Annotated in this window: 21 protein-coding genes and 1 pseudogene; 9 read left to right on the top strand and 13 right to left on the bottom strand. The window is 69.6% G+C overall.

Annotated elements, in window-relative coordinates:
• The first annotated feature begins 145 nt into the window (after nt 1–145).
• Nucleotides 146–976, top strand: coding sequence for a creatininase family protein (locus tag ACFYP5_RS11550; protein ID WP_389033710.1), 831 nt, complete (start codon nt 146–148; stop codon nt 974–976).
• On the top strand, nt 973–1,878 hold the full coding sequence (locus tag ACFYP5_RS11545) for a RibD family protein (RefSeq protein WP_389033708.1): 906 nt from the start codon (nt 973–975) through the stop codon (nt 1,876–1,878). Before ACFYP5_RS11550 ends, ACFYP5_RS11545 begins: the two co-directional genes overlap by 4 nt.
• Here the strand turns inward: ACFYP5_RS11545 and ACFYP5_RS11540 are convergent.
• The 5 genes and pseudogenes from ACFYP5_RS11540 to ACFYP5_RS11520 form a co-directional block, all read right to left on the bottom strand.
• Nucleotides 1,810–2,724, bottom strand: a pseudogene (locus ACFYP5_RS11540) (YbhN family protein); the annotation flags it as partial. The gene ACFYP5_RS11545 and the pseudogene ACFYP5_RS11540 overlap by 69 nt on opposite strands.
• A gap of 29 nt (nt 2,725–2,753) precedes the next feature.
• Nucleotides 2,754–3,722: an SAM-dependent methyltransferase gene (locus tag ACFYP5_RS11535; protein ID WP_389033706.1), complete on the bottom strand. Its 969-nt coding sequence runs from the start codon at nt 3,720–3,722 to the stop codon at nt 2,754–2,756.
• Nucleotides 3,719–4,801, bottom strand: a complete 1,083-nt coding sequence (locus ACFYP5_RS11530; RefSeq protein ID WP_389034459.1) for a glycosyltransferase family 4 protein — start codon at nt 4,799–4,801, stop codon at nt 3,719–3,721. Before ACFYP5_RS11530 ends, ACFYP5_RS11535 begins: the two co-directional genes overlap by 4 nt.
• A gap of 47 nt (nt 4,802–4,848) precedes the next feature.
• Nucleotides 4,849–5,247, bottom strand: coding sequence for a 6-pyruvoyl tetrahydropterin synthase family protein (locus ACFYP5_RS11525; RefSeq protein WP_389033703.1), 399 nt, complete (start codon nt 5,245–5,247; stop codon nt 4,849–4,851).
• Between the two features lie 114 nt (nt 5,248–5,361).
• Nucleotides 5,362–6,369 carry a zinc-binding alcohol dehydrogenase gene (locus ACFYP5_RS11520; RefSeq protein ID WP_389033701.1) on the bottom strand — a complete coding sequence of 336 codons (1,008 nt, stop codon included), beginning with the start codon at nt 6,367–6,369 and terminating at the stop codon, nt 5,362–5,364.
• A 113-nt stretch (nt 6,370–6,482) separates the two neighbouring features.
• On the opposite strand from ACFYP5_RS11520, the gene ACFYP5_RS11515 reads away from it, so the two are divergent.
• Nucleotides 6,483–7,241, top strand: coding sequence for a CDP-alcohol phosphatidyltransferase family protein (locus tag ACFYP5_RS11515; RefSeq protein WP_389033699.1), 759 nt, complete (start codon nt 6,483–6,485; stop codon nt 7,239–7,241).
• Between the two features lie 16 nt (nt 7,242–7,257).
• Here ACFYP5_RS11515 and ACFYP5_RS11510 read toward each other — a convergent pair whose 3' ends face one another.
• From ACFYP5_RS11510 to ACFYP5_RS11500, 3 genes are all read right to left on the bottom strand, one after another.
• Complete coding sequence (locus ACFYP5_RS11510) at nt 7,258–8,955, bottom strand: phospholipid carrier-dependent glycosyltransferase (RefSeq protein ID WP_389033697.1); 1,698 nt, start codon at nt 8,953–8,955, stop codon at nt 7,258–7,260.
• A 136-nt stretch (nt 8,956–9,091) separates the two neighbouring features.
• A complete protein-coding gene (locus tag ACFYP5_RS11505; protein WP_389033694.1) occupies nt 9,092–10,915 on the bottom strand; it encodes a sulfatase in 1,824 nt (607 codons plus the stop codon).
• Between the two features lie 71 nt (nt 10,916–10,986).
• Entirely contained in the window at nt 10,987–11,337 is a 351-nt protein-coding gene (locus ACFYP5_RS11500) for a hypothetical protein (protein WP_389033691.1), read from the bottom strand.
• Between the two features lie 28 nt (nt 11,338–11,365).
• Between ACFYP5_RS11500 and ACFYP5_RS11495 the strand changes: the two genes are divergently transcribed.
• Nucleotides 11,366–11,905 carry an ArsR/SmtB family transcription factor gene (locus ACFYP5_RS11495; RefSeq protein WP_389033688.1) on the top strand — a complete coding sequence of 180 codons (540 nt, stop codon included), beginning with the start codon at nt 11,366–11,368 and terminating at the stop codon, nt 11,903–11,905.
• On the top strand, nt 11,902–13,197 hold the full coding sequence (locus tag ACFYP5_RS11490; RefSeq protein WP_389033685.1) for an MFS transporter: 1,296 nt from the start codon (nt 11,902–11,904) through the stop codon (nt 13,195–13,197). Before ACFYP5_RS11495 ends, ACFYP5_RS11490 begins: the two co-directional genes overlap by 4 nt.
• Before the next feature lie 355 nt (nt 13,198–13,552).
• On the opposite strand, the gene ACFYP5_RS11485 is transcribed toward ACFYP5_RS11490, so the two are convergent.
• Complete coding sequence (locus ACFYP5_RS11485) at nt 13,553–15,160, bottom strand: MDR family MFS transporter (protein ID WP_389033683.1); 1,608 nt, start codon at nt 15,158–15,160, stop codon at nt 13,553–13,555.
• Nucleotides 15,161–15,216: 56 nt separating this feature from the next.
• A complete protein-coding gene (locus ACFYP5_RS11480) occupies nt 15,217–15,822 on the bottom strand; it encodes a TetR family transcriptional regulator (protein ID WP_389033680.1) in 606 nt (201 codons plus the stop codon).
• A 152-nt stretch (nt 15,823–15,974) separates the two neighbouring features.
• On the opposite strand from ACFYP5_RS11480, the gene ACFYP5_RS11475 reads away from it, so the two are divergent.
• Complete coding sequence (locus ACFYP5_RS11475; protein WP_389033677.1) at nt 15,975–16,517, top strand: FABP family protein; 543 nt, start codon at nt 15,975–15,977, stop codon at nt 16,515–16,517.
• 96 nt (nt 16,518–16,613) lie between these two features.
• Entirely contained in the window at nt 16,614–17,135 is a 522-nt protein-coding gene (cpt, locus tag ACFYP5_RS11470) for a chloramphenicol phosphotransferase CPT (RefSeq protein ID WP_389034457.1), read from the top strand.
• A 155-nt stretch (nt 17,136–17,290) separates the two neighbouring features.
• Here the strand turns inward: cpt and ACFYP5_RS11465 are convergent, their stop codons facing one another.
• The 3 genes from ACFYP5_RS11465 to ACFYP5_RS11455 all read right to left on the bottom strand — a co-directional run bounded on the left by ACFYP5_RS11465 (nt 17,291) and on the right by ACFYP5_RS11455 (nt 20,914).
• Complete coding sequence (locus tag ACFYP5_RS11465; protein ID WP_389033675.1) at nt 17,291–18,349, bottom strand: phosphotransferase; 1,059 nt, start codon at nt 18,347–18,349, stop codon at nt 17,291–17,293.
• Between the two features lie 263 nt (nt 18,350–18,612).
• Nucleotides 18,613–19,986 carry an MFS transporter gene (locus tag ACFYP5_RS11460; RefSeq protein WP_389034453.1) on the bottom strand — a complete coding sequence of 458 codons (1,374 nt, stop codon included), beginning with the start codon at nt 19,984–19,986 and terminating at the stop codon, nt 18,613–18,615.
• 262 nt (nt 19,987–20,248) lie between these two features.
• On the bottom strand, nt 20,249–20,914 hold the full coding sequence (locus tag ACFYP5_RS11455) for a TetR family transcriptional regulator (protein WP_389033672.1): 666 nt from the start codon (nt 20,912–20,914) through the stop codon (nt 20,249–20,251).
• A 139-nt stretch (nt 20,915–21,053) separates the two neighbouring features.
• Between ACFYP5_RS11455 and aroQ the strand changes: the two genes are divergently transcribed.
• Nucleotides 21,054–21,524 carry a type II 3-dehydroquinate dehydratase gene (gene aroQ, locus ACFYP5_RS11450; protein ID WP_389033670.1) on the top strand — a complete coding sequence of 157 codons (471 nt, stop codon included), beginning with the start codon at nt 21,054–21,056 and terminating at the stop codon, nt 21,522–21,524.
• Nucleotides 21,521–22,396 carry a shikimate dehydrogenase gene (locus tag ACFYP5_RS11445; RefSeq protein ID WP_389033667.1) on the top strand — a complete coding sequence of 292 codons (876 nt, stop codon included), beginning with the start codon at nt 21,521–21,523 and terminating at the stop codon, nt 22,394–22,396. Before aroQ ends, ACFYP5_RS11445 begins: the two co-directional genes overlap by 4 nt.
• The last annotated feature ends 19 nt before the right edge of the window (nt 22,397–22,415 follow it).

Raw genomic sequence — 22,415 nt, 5'->3', positions numbered from 1 at the left:
AAGTCATCGTGTTCGACTTATGAATGCATAGACTTTGCGTAGCCTGCTCTCGGGGGCGCGTACGGAACTTCCGTCCGTGTGCTGTCCAATTCGGACCGGCCGGTGGTCGGATCTCGTGGCGCGAAGAAGGAATGAGTCGGGAAACATGAGTGAACGCCGAGGGCGCACGCGGATACCTGATCTGTTGTCACTGGACACGACGACGGCGGATGCGGGAGCCGGTCGGGCTGGTGTCGCAGTTCTTCCCATCGGCAGCTTCGAGCAACACGGGCCGCATCTGCCCCTGATGACCGATACGGTCGTGGCCTGCGCCATCGCCCGGGAGATCGCCGCCTCGCACGCGGTGCACCGTCTGCCCCCGGTGACGATCTCCTGCTCGCACGAACACGCCGCCTGGCCGGGAACGGTGAGCATTTCCGCGACCACCTTGTGCGCCGTTGTCCGGGACATCGCCGAATCGCTCCGTCGATCCGGTATCAATAATCTGGTTCTGATCAACGGACACGGTGGAAACTATGCACTGCGCAACGCAGTTCAGGAGTCCGCGGGGACGGGGACTCGCATGGCGCTTTTCCCCGGGCCGACCGACTGGGACAGGGCGCGGGACGTGGCCGGCCTGAGCACGTCTTCGTACAGCGACATGCATGCGGGAGAATTGGAGACGTCCATCCTGCTGCATGTGGATCCGGGAATGATCCGCCCCGGTTATGAGACCTCAGATTTCCTCGCCGACGATCGGAAGCATTTGCTCACTCTCGGCATGGAGGCCTATACGGAATCCGGTGTGATCGGCCGTCCTTCCTTGGCATCCGCCGAAAAGGGAAAGCAGTTGCTGACCGGTCTCGTCGATTCCTTCGCCGAATACCTCTCGCTGCTGGCGCCGGATGAGCTCCTGGTTCCGGCGGAGACCGGATCCCGGCCGTCCGGTGCCGAGGAAGGCCGGCCGTCGGCCATCGTCCGGCGGGGAACGCGGTGACCGGTCGCTCGGCGGAACAGCGCGACGGCGTGCTTGATGCGGCGGAAGCCTGGGAGCGGCTGCGCGGTATCCGGTCCGGGGCGGACGCCGAGGCTGCCGGACTGATCCGGGGGACTGACGGCCGACACCGGTGGGGGTGCGCCTCGCCCGAGGCGGACATCCTCGCCGACCGTTATCTGCCGTTCTGTCTGGGCGGTCCGCGCTTCGCCATCGCGCAGCTGGGACAGAGCCTGGACGGATTCATCGCGAGCCGTACCGGAGACGCCGACTATGTCACGGGCACGGAGGACCGCGACCATCTGCACCGCCTGCGTGCCCTCTCCGACGCGGTGGTCGTCGGTGCCGGCACCGCCGTCGCGGACGATCCCCGGCTGACGGTCCGTACCTGCACGGGTGGCAACCCGGTTCGCGTCGTCCTCGATCCGCACCGCCGGGTTCCGCTCCGCCACCGAGTGTTCAATGACGGGGCAGCACCCACCCTGTGGGTGGTGGGCGCGGACAAGGAGCGGGGGCAGGCCGTTCCGGCCATGGAGGGCGTCGACATACTGGCCCTGCCCGACACCGCTGCGTTCGCCCCTCGACGTCTGCTGCGGGAACTCGCGCGACGTGGGCTGGGCCGCGTGCTTGTCGAGGGCGGCGGAATCACCGTGTCGCGCTTTCTCCACGCGCGGGCGCTGCACCGCCTCTACCTCACAGTGGCACCGGTCCTGCTCGGCGACGGAGTCCCGGGGCTCGGCTTCCCCGGCCCGGCGCTGATGCGCGATGCGCTTCGCCCGCCGACCCGGCGCGCCGCTCTCGGCGAGGACACTCTCTTCGAGCTCGATCTGCGGACCACGCATACCGGTGAACCAGTGGGTGACGAGCACGCCGATACCGGGCAGGCTCGCGACGAAGGTGAGTAGTCCATACACCACGGCGACGGTCAGCCCCTGCGCGGCACTCATCCCCGCAGCTCCGAAGGCCCATGCGGTGACCCCCTCCCTGGGCCCCCAGCCCCCGACGTTCAGCGGCAGCGCCATGGCGAGGAGGGCCAGCACCATCAGCGGCACCAGTTCCGTCGCCGGCGCCGTCGATCCTGCGGTTCTGGCGGCGAGAAGGAACATGCCGAGATGTCCCGCCAGCACGGCAAGGGACGAGATCAGAACCCCCGGCCAGCTTCCGCGGGCGAGCAGTCCGAGACGCGCTTCGGACACCGTGGCCCGAACCGCACGGTGCCACCGGGATGTGCTCCGCTTCCCGCGGAGCCGGACAGCACCCACGATCACCAGCCCGGACATCACGAGGAGAGCGGACAGGACACCCGGAGCAGTGGCGGTCCGCTCGGTGAGATGGCCGACCCTGTCAAGTGCCAGGGAGGGCCGCGTGAGCAGGAGCGTCACGCCGACTGCGGCAAGGACCACTTGGCCCGCAACGCGTTCGAGGACGACGGTGCGGACCCCCCGGCCGACGTCACCCGCACTCTGCCCGTGCCGCACGCCACGGTGTACGTCGCCGAGTACGCCACCGGGCAGCGCCGCGTTCAGGAAGAGAGCACGGTAGTAGTCGGCGACGGCCCGGCCCAGCGGCAGCCGCACATTCAGCCCTTTGGCCACCAGGCACCAACGCCACGCACTGCACACGGTGGTGAGCATGCCGAGACCGAGAGCGGCCAGGAGGGTGGGGCCGTCGATCCCGCGCACGCCGTCCAGGATGACGGCGGTGCCCTGCCACCACAGCATCCCCACGACGATGACCGTGCCGGCGAGCATGCCGAGACGGGCCCGCACGACCCGCGGCGTCACGAAGACCCACCCGTCGGCCCGGGCAGGGCCAGCACATCCCTGTGATGCACCACGACCTGCAACTCGCCTGCCCAGCACTCCGCCAGGCGGCGCCTCAGATACGCATCCGCACGCTGTGCGAGGCCCGGCCGCTGGTCACGAGCGGCGCCGACCCAGCCCCGAAGCCACTCCGCGGTCAGCGCGGACTCGCAGGAGCCCAGGTCCCGGCTTCCGGATCCGTACGGATCGACCTCCTGCGTCCGGCGCGACGCGTCGCAGGGCAGCGAACGAGGACCGGAACCGAGCCGCCACGGGCTCGCGTGGTCTCGCACGGTCAGGCCATGACGTGCGAAGGCTTCGGAGGCTGCCGCGACGGCGTCGGGCCCGAGGAGCCGGCGGCCCCGGTCCACGCGGCGCTGGTGGGCGTTGAACGCGTGCAGGATCTCGGCGTCCAGCGGGTCTGCCGGGGTGAGATGAACCCTTCCCACCACGGAGAGCGACAGCAGCGCCGGGCAGCCGGCCCCGGCGCAGGCCGCGGCCAGTCCGTTCAGCTCTTCGCGGGTGAGCAGGTCCAGCAGAGCGGAGGCCGTCACCAGCGAAGTGCCTGACAGGACGTTCGCGGTCAGCCGCGCGACATCGCCGCGTTCCGTTGCGACGGTGACGGGACTGCCGTCGGCGGCCGTGCGAGGCATTCGAGCAGCGGCCAGGTCGAGCAGATCCGGGTCATGGTCGTGCAGGATCCAGTGCTGGGGACCGTTCAGCCGGGGAGCGAGCCAGCGCCCCATGGAACCGGTGCCGCACCCGAGATCGCGGATCACCGAAGTCGAGCGCCCTGGCGCCGGTTCCGCGCCACCGGGCCCACCGGCTGCGGCCTCCAGATGCTGCCGCAGCGGGCCGAGGAGTCCGGATGCGCGGGCGGCCGCATCGGCACCTTCCCGCAGCGCCAGCCACTGCGGGGCGAAGCGAGTCGCACCGGTCCCGGTCACGTCGCCTCCAGAGGTTCCCTGCGAAGTTCTTCCAGCACCGCGGCCAGACTGCGCGAGGTGGTGTCCCACCCGGCCAGCGCGGTGCGCCGAGCCATGGCGGCCTCCTTCGAACGTCGGCGTTCGGCCGGCTCACCGAGCCAGAGGCGCAACGCCGAGGCGAATGCTGCCGGGTCCTGCGGTGGCACCAGGATGCCCGGCACGCCCTTGCCGGGTGCGAGTCCGACCGCTTCCGGGAGTCCACCGACCGCCGTCGCCAGTACGGGGACGCCGCGGGCAAGAGCCTCCGTCGCCACCATGCCGTACGTCTCGGCGTGCGAGGCGAGCAGCAGCAGGTCGGCGCCGGCGTAGCTCGCGTTCAGCTCGGGGCCTGTCCGTGGGCCGACAAGGTGTACCCGGTCGCCGAGGCGGTACCGCTCGATCAGTTCCCGGAGCCGGGTGACGTAGCCGGGATCCTGGCCCAGTCCGCCGACACAGACGCAGTTCCACGCAAGGTCTTTGACGGCCGCGAGGGACTCCACCAGCTGGAGCTGCCCTTTGCGCGGAGTCACAGAGGCCACGCAGAGCAGGCTCGGGGTGCAGCCGCTACCGGTTGCGGTACCGGCGGCGAGAGGTTCCGCGTCGGCTCCGGGGGCGGCGACGTGGACCCGGCGGGGGTCGAGTCCGTGGTGGGCCACGAGCCGGGCGGCCGCCCAGTCGCTGGTCGCCACGACCGCCGCCGCGGCCTGCAAGGTCCTGCGCTCTCCGGCGTTCAGGGCTGCGGCCACGCCCGGGGCGGTGCCTGTCTCGTCGCCCAGCGGCAGGTGGACGAGCACCACCAGGCGCAACCGTTCGGCTTCGGGGACGACGATGTCGGGGACGGCGCAGGCGACGATTCCGTCGAGGAGGACGACGGCGCCGTCCGCCGACTCCCCGAGCACCCGGGCCAGTTCCGCACGCGCGGTGGCCGGGGGCTGCGGCCAGGCGCCCGCGACGGCGTACTCGTGGACCTGCCAGCCGATCCGGGGCAGGTCCCGGCACACTCTGCGGTCGTAGGTGTTGCCCCCGCTCGGTGCGGACGGATCGTCGACGCCACCGGGCATCACCACGATGACCGAGGGCCCGGTCGTCGTGGTGGCAGCCGCGGGGTTCACAGGAGCCGCTCGTAGCTCGCCCACGCGATGTGTGATTCGTGCAGGGTCACCGTGATGCCGGTCAGGCCGTGTGCGCCCTCGCCCAGTGCTCCGGCGCGAACCTGGTCGGCCAGACGGTCGGCGATGACCTTGGCCAGGAATTCCGTCGAGGTGTTGACGTTCGCGAACTCGGATTCGTCATCGAGGTTCCGGTAGTTGAACTCGCCCACCACGCGTCTGAGTTCAGTGGTGGCCAGCCCGATGTCGACGACGATGTTGTCGGCGTCCAGCTCGGGACGGCGAAAGGAGGCGTCCACCACGTACGTCGCTCCGTGCAGACGCTGCGCGGGACCGAAAACCTCCCCGCGGAAACTGTGGGCGATCATGAAGTGCTCGCGGACGGTGACACTGAACAACGGCTGTGACCTCCTGGTCCGACCCATGTGGCCGCTCGCGGCCCTTGTCGTTCAGTACGGCTGGAACATGCTGTGCGTTCAGCAGGTCCCGACAGGTTCCATGGCGAGTTTCGTTCAACGCTCAGCCGTGACCCGTGACACTGGGGTCGTGTCGTACAGCACGCGGTGGCACAACCCGGGAAGATCACCCCTGCCGATCCTGACCAGCACCGACGGCAGCTCCTCGAAGGCGCATTCGTCGGTGATCAGCGCGTCGAAGGCGGGGTCGGCGAGCAGGTCGAGCGAGAGGGCGAGCCGATCGGCGAAGGTGCGGCGGGAGCTCCGGGCCGGAGACACGGTCCCCACTTGGCTGCCGCGCAGGACCAGACGACCGGAGTGGAAGGCCTCCCCGAGCGACAGGCTGACTCGCCGGTCGCCGTACCAGCTCAGTTCCAGGACCGTGCCCTCCGGGGCGAGGAGCTCCAGCGAGCGGGTGAGCCCACCTTCGGTGGCGCTCGCGTGGACCACGAGGTCGCAGTCGCCCAGGGCATGTTCGGGGAGCGCGAAGTCGACGCCCAGCGCTCCGGCGACGGCGGCGCGGGTGGGATCGGAATCGACCAGCTGGACGCGGACGGCAGGGTACCGGGCCAGAAGCGCGGCGACGGAGCATCCGATCATGCCCGCTCCGACTACGGCGATCCGGTCGCCAATCAGCGGTGCGGCGTCCCACAAGGCGTTCACAGCGGTCTCCACCGTTCCGGCCAGCACGGCCCGCCCGGCGGGCACGGTGTCCGGCACCGGGGTCACCGCACTCGCAGGGACGACGTACCGGCTCTGGTGCGGGTAGAGACAGAAGACCGTACGGCCCACGAGGTGCGCCGGTCCTTCCTCGACAAGGCCGACGTTGAGATAGCCGTACTTGACGGGACCGGGGAAATCGCCGTCCTGGAACGGCGCCCGCATCGCGGTGTGCTGACTCTCCGGCACTCCGCCGCGAAAGACGAGGCTCTCGGTGCCACGGCTCACGCCGGAGTACAGCGTGCGCACCACGACGTCGTCGCCCGCCGGCTCCGGCAGCGGAACGTCCCGTATCTCGCCGTGGCCGGGGGAGCGGAGCCAGAAGGCGCGTGCGGTTCGCTCCATCGGTGACCTCCTGCTGAACGCTCGGGTGATGGTTTACGTTCTGATGATCGTGAGACCGCGTAAACGTATGCGGTTCTCGGCGAATGTGTCACACAGCAGGAGGGCGGCGCGCGGTGACCCGGAGCAGCACATACAGAACTCGTCTGCTGCGCCCGGAGCCGGCGTCGGGGGCAGCCGGGCAGACACTGCTGCTGGTCCTTCTCGGCATGACGGCCGGGCTGGGAGCCGCGGGATGGCTGACAGGCCTGGTCTTCACGGCCGGCGTCTGGATCGTCCTCACCCGGGCACTGGACCAGGCGGGCAACAGGCCCTTCGGACCTGCCAACACAGTCACCCTGGCCCGCACGACGCTCGTCGGGGGTGTGACCGCGCTGGTCGCTGATTCCTTCGTGAGCCGACCGCCGGTCGCGGTCCTGGTCGCGCTCGCCACGGTGGCGCTGATCCTCGATGCAGTCGACGGCCAGGTCGCCCGGCGCACCGGGACGGCGTCCTCCCTGGGGGCACGCTTCGACATGGAAGTCGACGCCTTCCTCATTCTGGTGCTCAGCGTCCACGTCGCCACATCGCTGGGCGCATGGGTGCTGCTGTGCGGGGCCATGCGCTACGTATTCGTCGTGGCGGCCCGGGTGCTGCCGTGGCTGCGTGGGCCCCTTCGGCCGAGCATGGCCCGTAAGACGGTGGCCGCCCTGCAGGGGATCGTTCTGCTCGCGGTCGTCGCCGGAATCATCCCGCGGGTGCCCGCGTATGTCGCCGTCCTCGTGGCGCTGGCGTCGCTCGTCTGGTCCTTCGCGCGTGACATCACGTGGCTGTGGTGCGTCAGGTCCCGTGAGAACGCGACGGAGGTCCGGGACACGATGCTCGAAAACGCATGATCGCTCCCTTGCCCGGTCACGTCGTGGAACGGTCGTGAGCGACCTCTTCGCGCTGCGGCCACATCGCCCGGAGTGCCCCGTGCAGGCGCGTCGCCCGGCGGTAGATCGTGATCGAGTGGCCCACCTCGTCGATGCGCACGCTGGTGTCGATCAGCGTCGCCAGTCGGTCGTCGGCCTTGGCGACAGAGGAGTCCGACACGACGAGGAGCCCGTGAACCTCGCTCGGGGGAACCTTGCGCGGGTCGGACGCGTCGATGCCGTAGAAGGAGGGCACGCCGCTGCCCTTGTAGACGAGCCAGATCTTCTCGTCCGGGTACCGCTGCCGCAGACGGGCGGCCAACCGGCCCAGGTCCTGACCCCAGTCGACGTTCGAGTCGTGCAGACGCAGGTGAGTCCTGGCCGGGCCGCCGAACGCCTCGTTGGAGTACGGCAGGTAGTACGGGTACGTCCGCAGCGAACTCACCGCGACGAACAGGATCAGCGCCGCCGACGCGATGTGCGCCGACCGCCGTCGGAAGGCGGTCACTCCGGCCGCGGCGACTGCCAGGAACATCGGCATGAAGAGGGCGTACCGCACGCCGAGATCGCGGGACCCGGTCATGGCCGCGGCCAGCAGCACCACCGTCGGGACCAGCACGTACGGTGCCGCGGACCGCAACCGGGGCACCGTCACGGTGGCGACGGCACCGGCCGCCCACAGCGCGAGCATGCCCAGCGGCGTCTTTATCAGCAGCGCGGTCGGCAGGTAGTACCACAGCGATCCGTGGTAGTGGCGGCCGAACAGGAAGCCGCTCCACGTCATGTCCTCGAAGCCGAACTGGATGCGCATGCCGTCCCGGTACGGCTCCGGGAACGGGAGCCGGTCGACGACATGTGCGCGCAGCCCGTGGGCGACCGGCAGGTTCTCGGGACCGGCCCATCGCAACTGCGGGTCCACGGCGAGGTAGGTGGCCCACACCACGGCGATCGCGACCAGCGCCACCACCGATGCGGCGGCCAGGCCGAGCACGAGAAGCCGCGTCCGCCCCCGGGGGCCGGCGTGGTGCGCCCGCCCGGCGTGGCGGACCGACAGGACGACGAGGAGCAACAGCACCGGAACCGCGGGCAACGCGCTCATCTTCGTGGCCACGGCCGCGCCGAGCGCCACTCCGGCGAGCGGGAGGCAGAGGCGAGGCCGCCGCCGTGCCCGCCACAACAGCCAGACCGACGTCAACAGGAAGCCGGCCGCCGGTACGTCAAGTGTGGCCAGCGAACCGTGCGCGATGACGTCGGGCGAGAACGCGTACAGACCGAGCGCCACCAACCCGCCCACGGGACCGGCGAGGTCATGGGCGAACGCGAGGACGACCAGCCCGAACAGCAGCGTCAGCACGATCACCGGCAACCGCGCCCACAGCATCAGACGCCACGGATCATTTCCCGATTCGTACAGGAGGTGCCGTCCGAGCTCCGTCTGATCGCCGGCGAAGGCGCGGTCGAGGTGCGCGTCGGCGAAGGCCGTCCCCGACGCGATGATCAGCTTGCCCAGCGGCGGATGCTCGGGGTTGTACCGCAGGCTGTGCTGCTGCAGGTAGACCACCGCCGTGCCCACGTACACGGGCTCGTCGATGGTCGGGGTCTGCTTCACGGCCGTCGTGACCATCGCGACCGCCATCTCGGCGAGGAGCACGACCACGACGAGCGCGAACAGCCACCGCTGGTGTCTCCGCAGCATTTCGCCTGCTCGAGCGGCCTGCCGCATCAGTGCGTGAACCTTCCGTTTCTGTCGCGCATCCTCCGTGACGTCGACTGCGCTGTGGCGAGCCGACGCGACGTCATGGCTCCGCCTGGTCCAGTGCCGATGCCTCTGGTCACCGGGTCGGCGAGGACGGATCGGGGCCCGGCTGCGGACCGAAGGCGGTCAGGAAGCGGTCGCGGAAGGTGTCCATTCTCCAGACCGGAGCTGACGGACCGGGCTTCAGACCGTCCTGCCAGCCCCAGCCGGAAATGTGGTCCAGCACGGCCGGATCGTGGGCGACGATCGCGACCGGTACGTCCCGGCCGAACTTGCCGCCGGTCACGGTCGTCACCGGCTGATGGTCGCCGAGGAAGACGAGCACGGTGTTGTCGTCGCCGTACTTCTCCACGTAGGAGATGAGACTGTGCAACGAGTATTCGATGGCACGCCGGTACTCGGTTCGCACCTGGGCGGGGTCCCGCCACACTTCTTCGGGGTCCTTGCCGGCCTTCTTCATGGCGTCGTACGCCGAGCCGTCACCGACCTCGTCCCAGCCGATCATCTTGGGGATGGGTGCCCAGGGGTTGTGACTGGAGGCGAGAATGATCTCCGCCATCAAGGGGTCACGGCCCGGCTTGCCGTGCTCCAGGCGTTCGAATGCGGACAGACTGTACTGGTCGGGTACGGGCGTCCAGCTGAACTTCGGCCCCTTGTAGCCGAGCTGCCGGGAGTCGTGCACGTTGTCGAGGCCGAAGAACTTCCCCTCCGGCCAGGCCCGGGTGACGCCCGGCATGATGCCGACCGTCCGCCAGGCGTCGGCGCGTCGGAAGGCGCCGGTGAGGGTCAGGCGGTTGCTCGAGGTGACGCTGCGATAGCGCTGCTGATTGTCGATCCACAGGCCTGACATGAAGGTGGTGTGGGCAAGCCAGCTACCGGCGCCCGTCGTGGGCGAGGTGAGCCAGCCGCTTCGCGAGGAGAACCCGGCCGCGCTCAGCCGACTGGTCCCGTCCGCGAGCACCGCGTCGACCTGCGGCGCCATCGCCGGGTCCTCGACTGCGGAGCGGCCGTAGCTTTCGATGAAGGTGAAGATGACGTCCTTGCCGCGCAGCCCGGACAGCAGCTGGTCGGCCGGGGTGTCGCCGAAGGCATCGACGGCAGACTGCTTTTCGAACTCCCGCTCATCCTTGAAGCTTGCCCGCACCGAGTCGGCGCGGTCCTCGACGAGGGTGGCCGAGTTCCTGGAGGCGACCGGCACGCCGGCGATCTGCGTGCCGAGCGCCGTGAAGGTGATCCAGGCGGTCCCGAGCACCAAGGTGGTACGGGTGGCCACGGCGTTGTGCCGGACCAGGAGGCGGCTCAGCCGGACCACAGCCAGCGTCATGAAGGCGAGCAGGGCGAGAGCGAGGGCCGCGACCCCGATCAGCGCACCGATCGCGTCGGCCTGGCCGACCGAGTCCCTGAGGAAGGCTTCGGCGTCGTCGAGCAGGATCCAGTCGAGAACCGGATCGAACGGCCGGTCGAGACTCGCGTAGAAACCCATGTCGAGGAACTTCAGGATGGTCAGCAGACCGAGGCCCACCCCGGCGAGTACCGCCACCACCCGCCGCGGCTTCGGCGGCAGGACGAGCAGTACGGCGACGCCGAGGATCCCCTCCACCGGAATGCGGGCGAACGCACCGGGCGTGATTCGGCTGACCTGGTTCGGCAGGAGGAGAGCGAAGAGCACGAGCGCGGCGGCCAGAGCGGTGGTCACCCACGCCACGCTGCGCACCGCGGCCGGGTGCCTTTCCCGCCGGCCGCGGGCGACGGCCTCGCCGGGGTTGTCATTCGTGGCGACGGCCGGGCCTGCGGCGTCACGGTCCGGGACGTGCTCCGGGGATCCGCCCCGTGTCGGGCCCTCCTCCGTGCGTGCGCTGTCCGTTCTGGGCGGGACCGGAGCGCGGTCAGGGTGCGACACCCGATGATCCTTCCATGCGAAGCCAAGTGGTGGCACGGCGGACCAGGTTGGGGGCCGGGTTCCGCCACCCATCATGTACGGCTCGGAAGCGGCTCCAGTTCAAGCAAGCACTGCGGTCGTGTGGTCGGGATCGACGCGTCGTCGGTTCGGGGCATCCGGTCCGCCGGCGCAGTGCCGCGCCAGCTCGAAGCCCCCACACCGCGCAGCTCGCACAGGTCCGGGATGTGGTTGTAGAGCGTGCCCGGCGAGACGCCGAGCAGCTTGGCGATCGAAGTGATCGAGCGGCCCGGGTCGGGCAGCAGGTCACGGGCGGCCCGGATGATCTCCTCCGTGGCGACGCCGGGGCGTCCGCCGACCCGGCCGCGGGAGCGGGCGGCTGCGAGGCCCTCCCTGATGCCGTGCGTGCGAATCCCCTTGCGCAATGGTCAAGGATCGTTGACCATTGCTCTCGTGCCTACCGATGATCTTCCCGAGACGTTTCACGTCACCACGGACGAGCAGCTGCGTGCCGTCTCCAATCTCACGCGCCACCGGATCATGGCCGTGCTCCGCTTCGAGCCGGCGACGATTACGCAGATCGCCGAGCGGGTGGGCCTTGCGAAGGGGAGTTCCAGCTATCACGTGCGGCTGCTGGAGCGGGCCGGCCTGGTGAAGGTGGTGCGGACGCGGAAGGTCCGGGGCGTCACTGAGCGGTACTACGCCATGGCCGCCCGGTCGATCGCGCTGCCGGACCCGGGCGAGGGAGGGCCGGATGTGCTGATGCGGCATGCGGTGGCGGACCTGGAGGCGGCGCCGGCGGACGGCGAGCGGCACGTGCGGATGGCGCATCTGCGGCTCACCGAGGAGCAGTTCGCGCAGCTGGGAGCGCGGCTGCAGGCACTGGCGGACGAGTACCGGGAGCTGTCCGATCCGTCGCTGCCGGACGCGTCACTCGTCTTCGCACTGTTCCACCCGGCGCCGCGGGAGCAGGCCGAGGGGGGCACCAAGTGACCTCAGGCGTTCGGAAGTTGCCGACCGGGTTCGGACGGCTGTGGACCGCGCAGACGGTGTCCTCGCTCGGCGACGGGGTGACCCAGGCCGCGCTGCCGCTGATCGCGTTGACGTTGACGCGGGATCCGATGGCGCTCGCCGTCGTCACGGCCGCAGGGACGCTGCCGTGGCTGCTCTTCGGGGTGCTCGGCGGTGCGCTGGTGGACCGCTGGGACCGCCGGCGCACGATGTGGGTCGCGGACGCGGCGCGTGCGGTGCTGCTCGCGATACCGGCGGCGGCGGCCGCGCTCGACGTGCTGAGCATTCCGCTGCTCGCGGCCGTCGCCTTCCTGCTCGGCCTCGGCGGGCTCTTCTTCGATACGGCCGCCACGGCCTTCCTGCCGGATCTGCTCCGCCGCGACCCCGCGCTCCTGGAGCGCGCCAACTCCCGCCTGCGCGGCGCCCAGACAGCCATGTCCGGTTTCGTGGGGCCGCCTGCGGGCAGTACGCTGCTCGCGCTCGGGCGGGCGGTTCCGCTGCTGGCCGACGCGGTGTCGTTCCTGCTCTCCGCGCTGCTCGTCCGTACGCTGCCCGCCATGCCCCGCCCCGTGCCGGAGGTCCGCGAGTCGCTGCTTCGGCAGGCGCGGGCCGGGGCCTCGTACGTCTTCCGGGACCGGGTGCTGCTCGGGCTCGCGCTCCGCCCGGCGGTGGGGAATATCGCCTTCCTCGCTGTGGAGACCGTCCTCGCCCTCTTCGCGCACGACCGCCTCGGCATCGACACCTACGGCTTCGGCCTGCTCCTCACGGCGGAGGCCACCGGCGGTCTGCTCGGTGCAGGCATCGCCTCCTACCTTGGCCGACGACTCGGCACCGGCACCGCGCTGACCTGCACGGCCGCAATCGAAGGGCTCGCCATCCTGGGCCTTGCCGCTGCCCCGAACCCGTACGTGGCGGGGCTGGCGCTCGCCGTCTGCGGGGCCGGCATGGGCGCCACGATGGTGCTCGGGCCCTCCCTCCGCCAGGCGATCGTCCCGGCCCACCTGATGGGCCGGGTCGCCTCAACCTCCCGCATGCTGGCCATGTGCGCCGCCCCCGTCGGGGCGTTCCTCGGTGGCTGGCTGGCCACCACGTACGACATCCGCACCCCGCTCTACGCCGCCGCCGGCCTCCTCCTGGCGATGACGGCCGTCACGGCATCCATGACCAGCAACCGCCGGGTCGAAGCGGCGCTGCGTGCCGCTGCCCCGGCCGGCGGTCCGGACCACCCGGCATCCCAGGATCCCGCCCAGGAGAGTGCACCCGACTTGTTGTGACGCCTGCCGCGAAAGGGTCACACAAGTCGGGTGCCAGGCCCCCGCGGGCGCGACGAGTGGCCGGGGCGGGTCGGATGCGCCGGCCGTCAGTCCTCGTCGTCCTCGGCGGCGTCCGGGTCCCGTAAGGGGCGCAGGCCCCGGCCGGGGCCGCTGGCTTCGATGTTGAACAGGTAGCGGCCCACGCAGCGGCATTTTCTGTACCGCAACTACTTGCGCCCGGTACCCCTGGGCGAGCAGGAGCCTGGCCGCCGTACCCGTGACATCCTCACGCGGACGCGTCGTGCTTGTCCGCGGATTCTTTCCGGGCACGGCGGCTCTCCTCCTCGAACTCGGTGAACCTGCCGCGGTGGCGCGCTCAGTGCGTCGGGGCGGCAGGCGCCTTTGCCGCGGCGGCGTTCTCCTCCGCGAGCCGTTCCATGCCGCTCTGCGTCTTGAGTGGCTTCTCCTTGATGAACAGCACCGCGATCAGCGCGAGGAACGCGAAGGGGGCTCCGATCAGGAAGACATCCGCGGTCGCGACCCCGTACGCATGCTCGACCACCTGCCGGGCCGGTTCGGGAAGGGCGGCGAGGTCGGGGACGCCGTGCCCGGCGCCCCCGTTGTCCGCCGCCCCGCCGAAGCCCTTCTCCATCTCGCTCGCCACCCGGTGGCTGAGCACGGCGCCCAGCGCGCTCGTGCCGATCGCCCCGCCGAGGCTGCGGAAGAACGAGAGCACCGAGGTCGCAGCGCCGAGCTCCGACGCGGGCACGTCGTTCTGAGCTGCCAGCACCAGGTTCTGCATCAGCATGCCGACGCCGACGCCGAGCACCACCATGTAGACGCTGAGCAGTCCGAACGAGGAGTCCGCGCTGATCGTGGCCAGCAGGCCCATGCCCGCGGTCATGATGATGCCGCCCGCGATCAGGAAGCCCTTCCACTTGCCGCGGGCGGAGATGATCTGCCCGGCGACGGTCGTGGAGAGCATCAGACCGAGGATCATCGGCAGGCTCATCAGACCTGCGATGGTCGGCGACTTGCCGAGCGAGATCTGGAAGTACTGGGAGAGGAACACCGTGCCGCCGAACATGGCCACGCCGACGAGCAGGCTCGCCACGGTCGTCAGCGCAACGGTGCGGTTGCGGAAGATGTCCAGCGGGATGATCGGTTCCTGGACCCTGGATTCGACCAGTACCGCTGCGACCAGCAGGACCACGCCAGCGGAGACCAGAGCGACGGTCTGCCACGACGCCCAGTCGAAGCGGTTGCCTGCGAGGGTCACCCACAGCAGCAGGGCGCTGACCCCGCTCATGATGAGCACGGCACCGAGATAGTCGATCTTCACCTCTCTGCGGACCGTGGGCAGCTTCAGGGTCAGCTGGAGCAGCACGATCGCAAGCAGGGCGAACGGCACGCCGATGAAGAAGCACCAGCGCCACCCCAGCCAGGAGGTGTCCACGAGCACGCCGCCGATGAGAGGTCCCGCTACGGTGCCGACGGCGAAGACGGCGCCGAAGATGCCGGAGTAGCGGCCGAGTTCACGCGGCGGAATGACCGCCGCCATCACGACCTGGGCGAGCGCGGTGAGACCGCCCGCGCCGATGCCCTGCACCACACGGCTCACGATGAGCAGGCCGACGCTGTGCGAGAAGCCGGCGACGAGCGAGCCGGCGATGAACATCGAAAGAGAAAGCTGGATGAGCAGCTTCTTGTCGTAGAGGTCGGACAGCTTGCCCCAGATCGGGACGGTCGCCGTCATCGCCAGAAGCTCGGCGGTGACCACCCAGGTGTACGAGGACTGGCTGCCGTGCAGATCGGCAATGATCCTGGGAAGGGCGTTGGAGACCACTGTGGAGGCCAGGATGGCCACGAACATGCCGGCCATCAGGCCCGATATGGCCTGGAGTATCTGACGATGCGTCATGGCCGGTGCGGTCCCGTCGGGCGCACCGGCGGTACCGGTTTCAGGTGTGACGGCAGCGGTCATCGGCTGACGTTCCTCATTCTCTGGTGAAGGACCCCCGGTGGGGGTTCGGATGTGCTTCAGTCGCTCAGACCGTGAGCCAGCGAGGCGAACGCCTCGCTGTAGATGCTCTGGAACGTGCGGGTACGGCCGGAGGCCACCCAGAGCTCGACGGCGGCGCGCACGGCAGCGATCGTCACGTGCGTGAGAAGCCGGGGGTGGAGATCGGACTCGGGATCCTGGCCGAGGCGCTCGGCCACGACAGCGACCAGTGCGCGTTCGTCGGCGCCCTGGGCGGCCAGGAATCCGGGCAGCAGCGAAGGACTCTTCCTGAGCGCGGCCGTCTGGAGCTCCCAGCGTTCGTGATCCTCCTCGATATGGGCGAGTTCCTGACCGATCGCCTCGCGCAGAGCATGGAGCGCCGAGAGTTCCTTCGGTGCGTTGAGCACCGCCCGACGGGCTCGCTCGGCGGTGTCGGGGTCGGGTCGGGTGACCGCGTCTTCCAGACACGGGAAGTAGTTGAAGAAGGTGCGCGCGGACACGCCGACTGCATCGGTGACCGCTTCCACGGTCACGTTCTCGATTCCGCGGTCCGCGGCCATGCGTAGGGCCACGTCCGCGAGGGCGTCACGTGTCGCACGCTTCTTGCGTTCGCGCAGCCCGAGTGGCATGTCGTCGGCCTCCATGAAGGTGCATGGTATGCAAATTTGCGTGCTGTGCAAAATTCTGCGAACGAGATTGCCGCGCCCCCGCCACGCGTTGCGGGATCTTCCGTCGCCGAGCGGGACAGCCCTTAGGCTTCGACCCGGCACCGGCCCCGATCCCAGGAGCGCATACCGTGTTCGACCCCGCAGCGGAGCCCCCGTACCCCGATGGCCACCGACCGGACGAGGAGCCCGCGCCGCACGCACTGCTGTCGCCCGTGATCGGGCTCCTGGGCACCTGGCGCGGCCGAGGACGCGGCGGATACCCGACGCTGGCCGGGGACTTCGAGTATGCGCAGGAGGTCACCTTCAGCCACGACGGCCGCCCTTTCCTTCGTTATGAGGCCCGGGCCTGGCTGCTCGACGCCGACGACGCACCGCTGCGGCCGGCCGCCCGGGAGAGCGGCTGGTGGCGTCTCCAGCCCGACGGCCTCGTGGAGGCACTCATCACCCAGCCCACCGGCATCGCGGAGATCGCGGTCGGCCGTGCGGCCGACAACATGGTCGACCTCTCCACCCACGAGGTGGCTCGCACGCCCACCGCCAAGGAGGTCGATGCCACCCGCCGCCGTTACGCCCTGACCGACGACGCCACGCTCACGTTCGTCCACGACCTCGCGGCAGTCGGCCAGCCGTTGCAACACCATCTCTCGGCACGGCTGCGACGCAGGGATTAGGCCGCGCCTGCGTCATGTGTACGGGGGATCTCTGTCCGTCGAAACCCGTTTCGGTCGTCGCCGAGGTGCCTCTAATGTGGCGCGGTGATGACTCAGATGATCGTTCTCAACGGTGGATCCAGTTCGGGGAAGTCCGGGATCGCCCGGTGTCTGCAGGCGGTGCTGCCGGATCCTTGGCTGTCCTTCGGGGTCGACACACTGATCGAGGCGATGCCCGCGTCCATGCAGACGTCGGATGAGGGCATCGTGTTCGCTCCGGACGGTGAGGTGATCGTCGGTCCTGAGTTCCGGACGCTGGAAACGGCGTGGATCGAGGGGCTTGCCGCCATGGCCCGCACGGGTGCGCGGATCATCGTTGATGAGGTCTTCCTCGGCGGAGCGGCGTCCCAGCAGCGGTGGCAGCAGGCGCTTGGCGGGCTGCAGGTGCTGTGGGTGGGTGTCAGGTGCGACGCCACGGTTGCCGCCGGTCGCGAGATCGCGCGTGGTGACCGGGTTGCCGGGATGGCGGTGTCGCAGGCGGACGCGGTCCACCGGGGCATGTTCTACGACCTGGAGGTGGATACGACGCATACCGGGTCGATGGAGTGTGCGCGGACCATCGTCACCCAGGTCAAGTGACCGACAGCCCGGATGCCTGCTGCCCCTTCCGCGTTGCCGGGCCGGTCGGACAGCCGCGGTGAGGGAGCGTCCGCCACAGCCTGTGCCTTCTCCGTGATCCGCCCACTCCGGTCCGCGAGTCCTTCGCCGCCACGCTCCTCGACCGCGTAGGACCGTCAGTTCCAGGGGCGGTTGTCCTGCGTGGGCAGCGGACGCAGTGTGGGCCAGCGTTCCAGCAGGCGTACGGCCATTTCCGCACTGAGGTGACCGAGTGCGTGCAGCTCGTCGTGGTCGCGGGTCTGGCCGGCGACAAGGCCGAGCCGATGGACGAGGCGCTCCCGAGCGGAGACGTAGCCCCACTCGAAGTCCTCAGCCGGTACCCGTGCGAGGTGGTCCACCGACTGGCGGTGGGCGCGTTCGACCAGCGCGTCCCCTCGGATCAGCCAACCGGCGCAGGCGTCGGCGAGGTCCCCGGGGACGTCCGTGCCGGTGAGGCTCCGCCAGGTGGCACGGTAGACGTCCTCGACTTCCGCAAGCGGCGTGCCGGTTACCGACATGGCGCACCAGCAGGTCGGGAATCCGATGCGGTAGTAGGCGAGTTCGACGAGGCCGTTGCCCAACGACGCGTTTTCGAAGTCGACGAAACGGACGCCGGTGGCGCTGTGCAGGTCGTTGCCGGGGCAGGGGTCTCCGTGGAGCAGCGCATGATGGGGCGCCGGGTCCAGCCGGTCGATCAGGGCGGCGAGTTCGTTCGGCACCGCCGGTGGGACGGGGACGTCGAGCGCTTCGGCGAGGGCGATGAAGGACTCGGCGTCGGCGGCCGTCGGTCCGGACCAGGTGGGGAGCGTGCCTGTGTCGGCCGGCCCGGTGAGTGAGTGCAGCCGGGCGAGGGCTTCGGCATGGCCGGGCATCCAGTCGTCAGCCGCTACGAGACTGTCCAGGTGCTCCAGGACCATCACTCGGGACGCCGGGTCCGTTCCGAGCAGCGCCGGCGCGACGTTCGGCCGGCTGGCCCGCGCGGCAAGCCGCAGCGCGGCGACCTCCCGCGCATAGCGCGCATCCCCGTCGGGCCCGGTGCCCCCTCCGTCGGCGATCTGTTTGACGATCACCCGGCCACCACCGCGCAACTCGACCCGCCACACCCGGGATCGCGGACTGCTGTCCAGCAGCGTGGCCTGCGTGGGGGAGCCCACTACGGAGCGCAGCTCGTCGCTGATCGGCACCTGGTTCGACATGATGGTCAGCCTAAGGGCTGTCCCGTAATCCCTGGTGGATCAGCGCGCGGCGTCAGATGCGGTGCATCGCAAGGCGGAGGGGCGTCCTCATACTGGACGTATTCGGGCGTTCCGACAACGCAGCGAGGTGCCGTAACTGTCGTCGTGCGCCCGCCAGGGATTACGGGACAGCCCTCAAGGGCTGTCCCGTTTGACAGGACCGTGGGAGGTTCCGAGGGCCGACCGCCAGGAACCTCCCATGCCGCGCCCAGGAGGAACCCCGCCTACCGCTGCTCGAGTTGTGCAGACGTGCTCCGAGGAGTTGTGGTATCCGCGGCCAAGGTGCCTGGGTGCAGACCGAGTTGCTCGGACGGAACCCTGTGCGTCTCCCGTGCGGTGATCCCGGCGATGACGGGCGGGATGCACAACACGGCGCCGAACAGTGCCACCGCGAACCAGTCGTCGCCTGCGGGGCCTGCGATATGCGCGGCGTACGTCACCGCGAAGCCGGACAGAGCGAATCCGATCTGGGTGCCGACCGCCATGCCGGAGAGTCGGACCTTGGTCGGGAACATCTCGCCGTAGAAGGCGGGCCAGATGCCGTTCGCCGCACTGTAGACGACGCCGAACGTGAAGACGCCCACCACGAGGACCAGCGGGAACTGCTTGGTGGAGATGGACCAGAGGTACAGGGACATCATGACCGCGCTGCCGGCCGCTCCGATGAGGAAGACCGGTTTGCGGCCGATGCGGTCGGAGAGACGGGCCCAGAGCGGTATCGCTCCGAGGGCGACGACGTTGGCGAGCGCCCCGGTCCACAGCATGCCCGTGCGACCGAGGCCGACGGCGTCGCTGGTGGCGTACGCCAGCGCCCAGACCGTGAAGAGCGTGCTCACCGATGCGACGAGTGCGCCCGCGACGACCCGCAGTACGTCTGCCCAGTGGTCCCGGAAGAGCACCAGCAGGGGCAGTTTGGCGACCCCCTCGGCGTCGGCCTGCTGCTCGAAGGCGGGTGTCTCCCTGAGGTTGCGACGGATGAAATAGCCCACGACGGCGACCACGGCACTGAGCCAGAAGGGCACGCGCCATCCCCAGCCGAGGAGTTGGCTGTCCGGGAGCTGAGTGATGGGGATGAAGACCAGGGTGGCGATCAACTGGCCCGCCTGCGTTCCGTTGAGGGTGAAGCTGGAGAAGTAGCCACGGCGGTGGGCAGGCGCGTGCTCCAGACTCATGGAGCTGGCGCTGGCCTGCTCGCCCGCGGCCGAGATGCCCTGGAGGACGCGGAGCAGCACGAGCAACAGCGGTGCCGCACCGCCGATTTGGTCACGAGTGGGGAGACAGCCGATGAGGAAGGTTGCCACGCCCATCATGACAAGGGTGGAGAGCATGATTTTCTTGCGTCCGAGGCGGTCGCCCAGATGTCCGAGGAAGAGGGCGCCGACGGGGCGGGCCGCGTAGGCAACGCCGAAGGTGGCCAGCGAGAGCAGCGTCGCGTTGGCCGGATCGGACGTGTCGAAGAAGATCTTGGGGAAGATCAGTGCTGCCGCGCTGCCGTAGATGAAGAAGTCGTAGTACTCGAGTGCGCTGCCGATCCAGGCTCCGAGTGCCGCTTGTCGGGGCTGGGCCTGCGGGGGAGTGGCGGGGCCGGGGCCTGCCACTTCGTGGACGGTCACGTCGAACTCCTTTGTGGACGTTCCCTGCTGCCGGGTGCGGGTGCGGGTGCGGGTGCGGGTGGGGGTGGGGTGTGGGTGGGAACCCGCGATGGAGGCTGCCCGTAGACGCGAGGTGACCGCGACGCTATTTAACGCACTAGATAGTTCATACGGGAGTTGGCTAGGGATCTTGCGGCAGCCCCGCGTACCTGTCAAGGGTGTGCGCGCACGCGATTGCCTCCCCGCCCGGGCGGGGAGGCGCCAACCGCTATCCCTCGGCCCGCTCCGCCGTCAGGTAGGCGATGATCATGTCTGCGAGCATGTTCCGGTAGTGATCCCGCCGGTCGGCCGCGACCAGGTCGCGGCCGAACAGCGCGCCGAAGGTATGGCGGTTGGAGACGCGGAAGAAGCAGAACGAGCTGATCATCGCGTGGACGTCCACGGCATCCGCGTCGGCGTGGAACAGTCCCGATGAGCGGCCGGCGTCAAGGATGCGCTGCAGTACCTCGGTGGCGGGGGAGCCCAGTCGGCCGAGTTCCTCGGAGCCGATGATGTGCTCGGCCTCGTGGATGTTCTCGATGCTGACCAGGCGGATGAAGTCCGGGTGCGCCTCGTGGTGGTCGAAGGTCAGCTCGACCAACCGGCGGGTCGCGGCGACGGGGTCCAGGTGCTCCACGTCCAGTGAGCTTTCCGCCCGGCGGATTTCTGCGTACGCCCGCTCCAGTACGGCGGTGAAGAGTTGTTCCTTGCTGCCGAAGTAGTAGTAGATCATCCGCTTCGTGGTGCGGGTGAGTGAGGCGATCTCGTCGACCCGGGCCCCTGCGTAGCCGGCGCGGGCGAATTCCGTGGTCGCCACCTCCAGGATCTCGGCTCGGGTGCGAGCCGCGTCGCGAGTGCGCTCGGCGGACCCTGTCGGCTCGTTGGCGGCGGCCATCCGGCTCCTCTGCTGGGGTGATCGGGATGTTCCCGTGATTGTAGGAGCAGGGCGGGCCATGGGTTCCGGCGCAGGGGTTCTCGCCGTGCAGACTTGTTGCTATAACTAACGTACTGGTTCGTACATTGACGGAGGTGTGATGAGTCAGGACGCCAAGTCGGCCACAGGCCGCGTGCTTGTTCTCAACGGCCCCAACCTCAACCTGCTCGGATCGCGGGAACCGGCGGTCTACGGCGAGGAGACCCTCGCCGATGTGGAGGCTCTCTGCCGAGATGCGGCCGCCGCACACGGCCTTGAGGCGGACTGCAGGCAGACCAATCACGAAGGCGTTCTGATCGACGCCGTCCACGAGGCGCGCAGCGCCCACTGCGGGATCGTGATCAATCCGGGCGCCTACAGCCACACGTCGGTCGCGATACGGGACGCCCTGGCCGCCGCGTACCTGCCCGTGGTCGAGGTGCACCTCTCGAACATCCACCGCAGGGAGTCGTTCCGCCACCACAGCCATGTGTCGGCCGTCGCCGACGCGGTGATCTGCGGCGCCGGATCCCATGGGTACGCGCTCGCTCTCGCCCATCTCGCCCAGCTTGTGAACAAGGAGACCCGGTGAACCGGACGACGTATCTCGTCGGACTGATCGGTGCAGGCATAGGTCCTTCCCTCAGCCCCGCCCTGCACGAGCAGGAGGCCGACCGTCAGGGACTGCGTTACGTGTACCGGCTCATCGACCTGGACACCCTCGGTGTCGCTCCCGAGAAGGTGGGGGACATCGTGCGGGCTGCCCGTGATCTCGGCTACGACGGGCTGAACATCACCCATCCGTGCAAGCAGCTGGTCATCCCGCACCTGGACGCGCTCGCCCCGCAGGCGGAAGCGCTCGGCGCGGTCAACACCGTCGTCTTCCGGGACGGTCGCGCCACGGGCCACAACACGGACGTGACCGGATTCGCGGCCTCGTTCGCCCGCGGTCTTCCCGATGCGCCGATGGAGCGGATCGTCCAGCTGGGCGCGGGAGGCGCCGGAGCGGCCGTGGCCCACGCGCTGCTCACCCTGGGCACCGGGCGCCTCACCGTCGTGGACACCGCACCGGCCCGCGCCGCAGCCCTCGCCGCCACGCTCAACCAGCACTTCGGCGCCGGGCGCGCGGTGGCGGGGGGCCCGCGCGACCTCCCGGCTGCCATGGCTCACTGCGACGGCTTGGTGCACGCAACGCCGATGGGTATGGCCGCCCATCCCGGAGTCCCGCTCCCCGCCGAGCTCCTGCATCCCACCCTGTGGGTCGCGGAAGTGGTCTACCGGCCGCTGGAGACCGAGCTGTTGACCACTGCCCGGGCCTTGGGCTGCACGACATTGGACGGTGCGGGTATGGCAGCGCTCCAGGCCGCCGACGCCTTTCGGCTGATCACGCGCCGTGAACCCGACTCCGCACGGATGCTCGCCGATATCGCGGAACTCGCCAAGGACCCCGGTCCCCGCATCTGAAGTCCGGAAGAGGCTCACC

The organism is Streptomyces sp. NPDC005262 (genome assembly GCF_042872425.1).
Taxonomy (GTDB): Bacteria; Actinomycetota; Actinomycetes; order Streptomycetales; family Streptomycetaceae; genus Streptomyces.
This window is presented reverse-complemented; position numbering and strand designations above follow the sequence as displayed.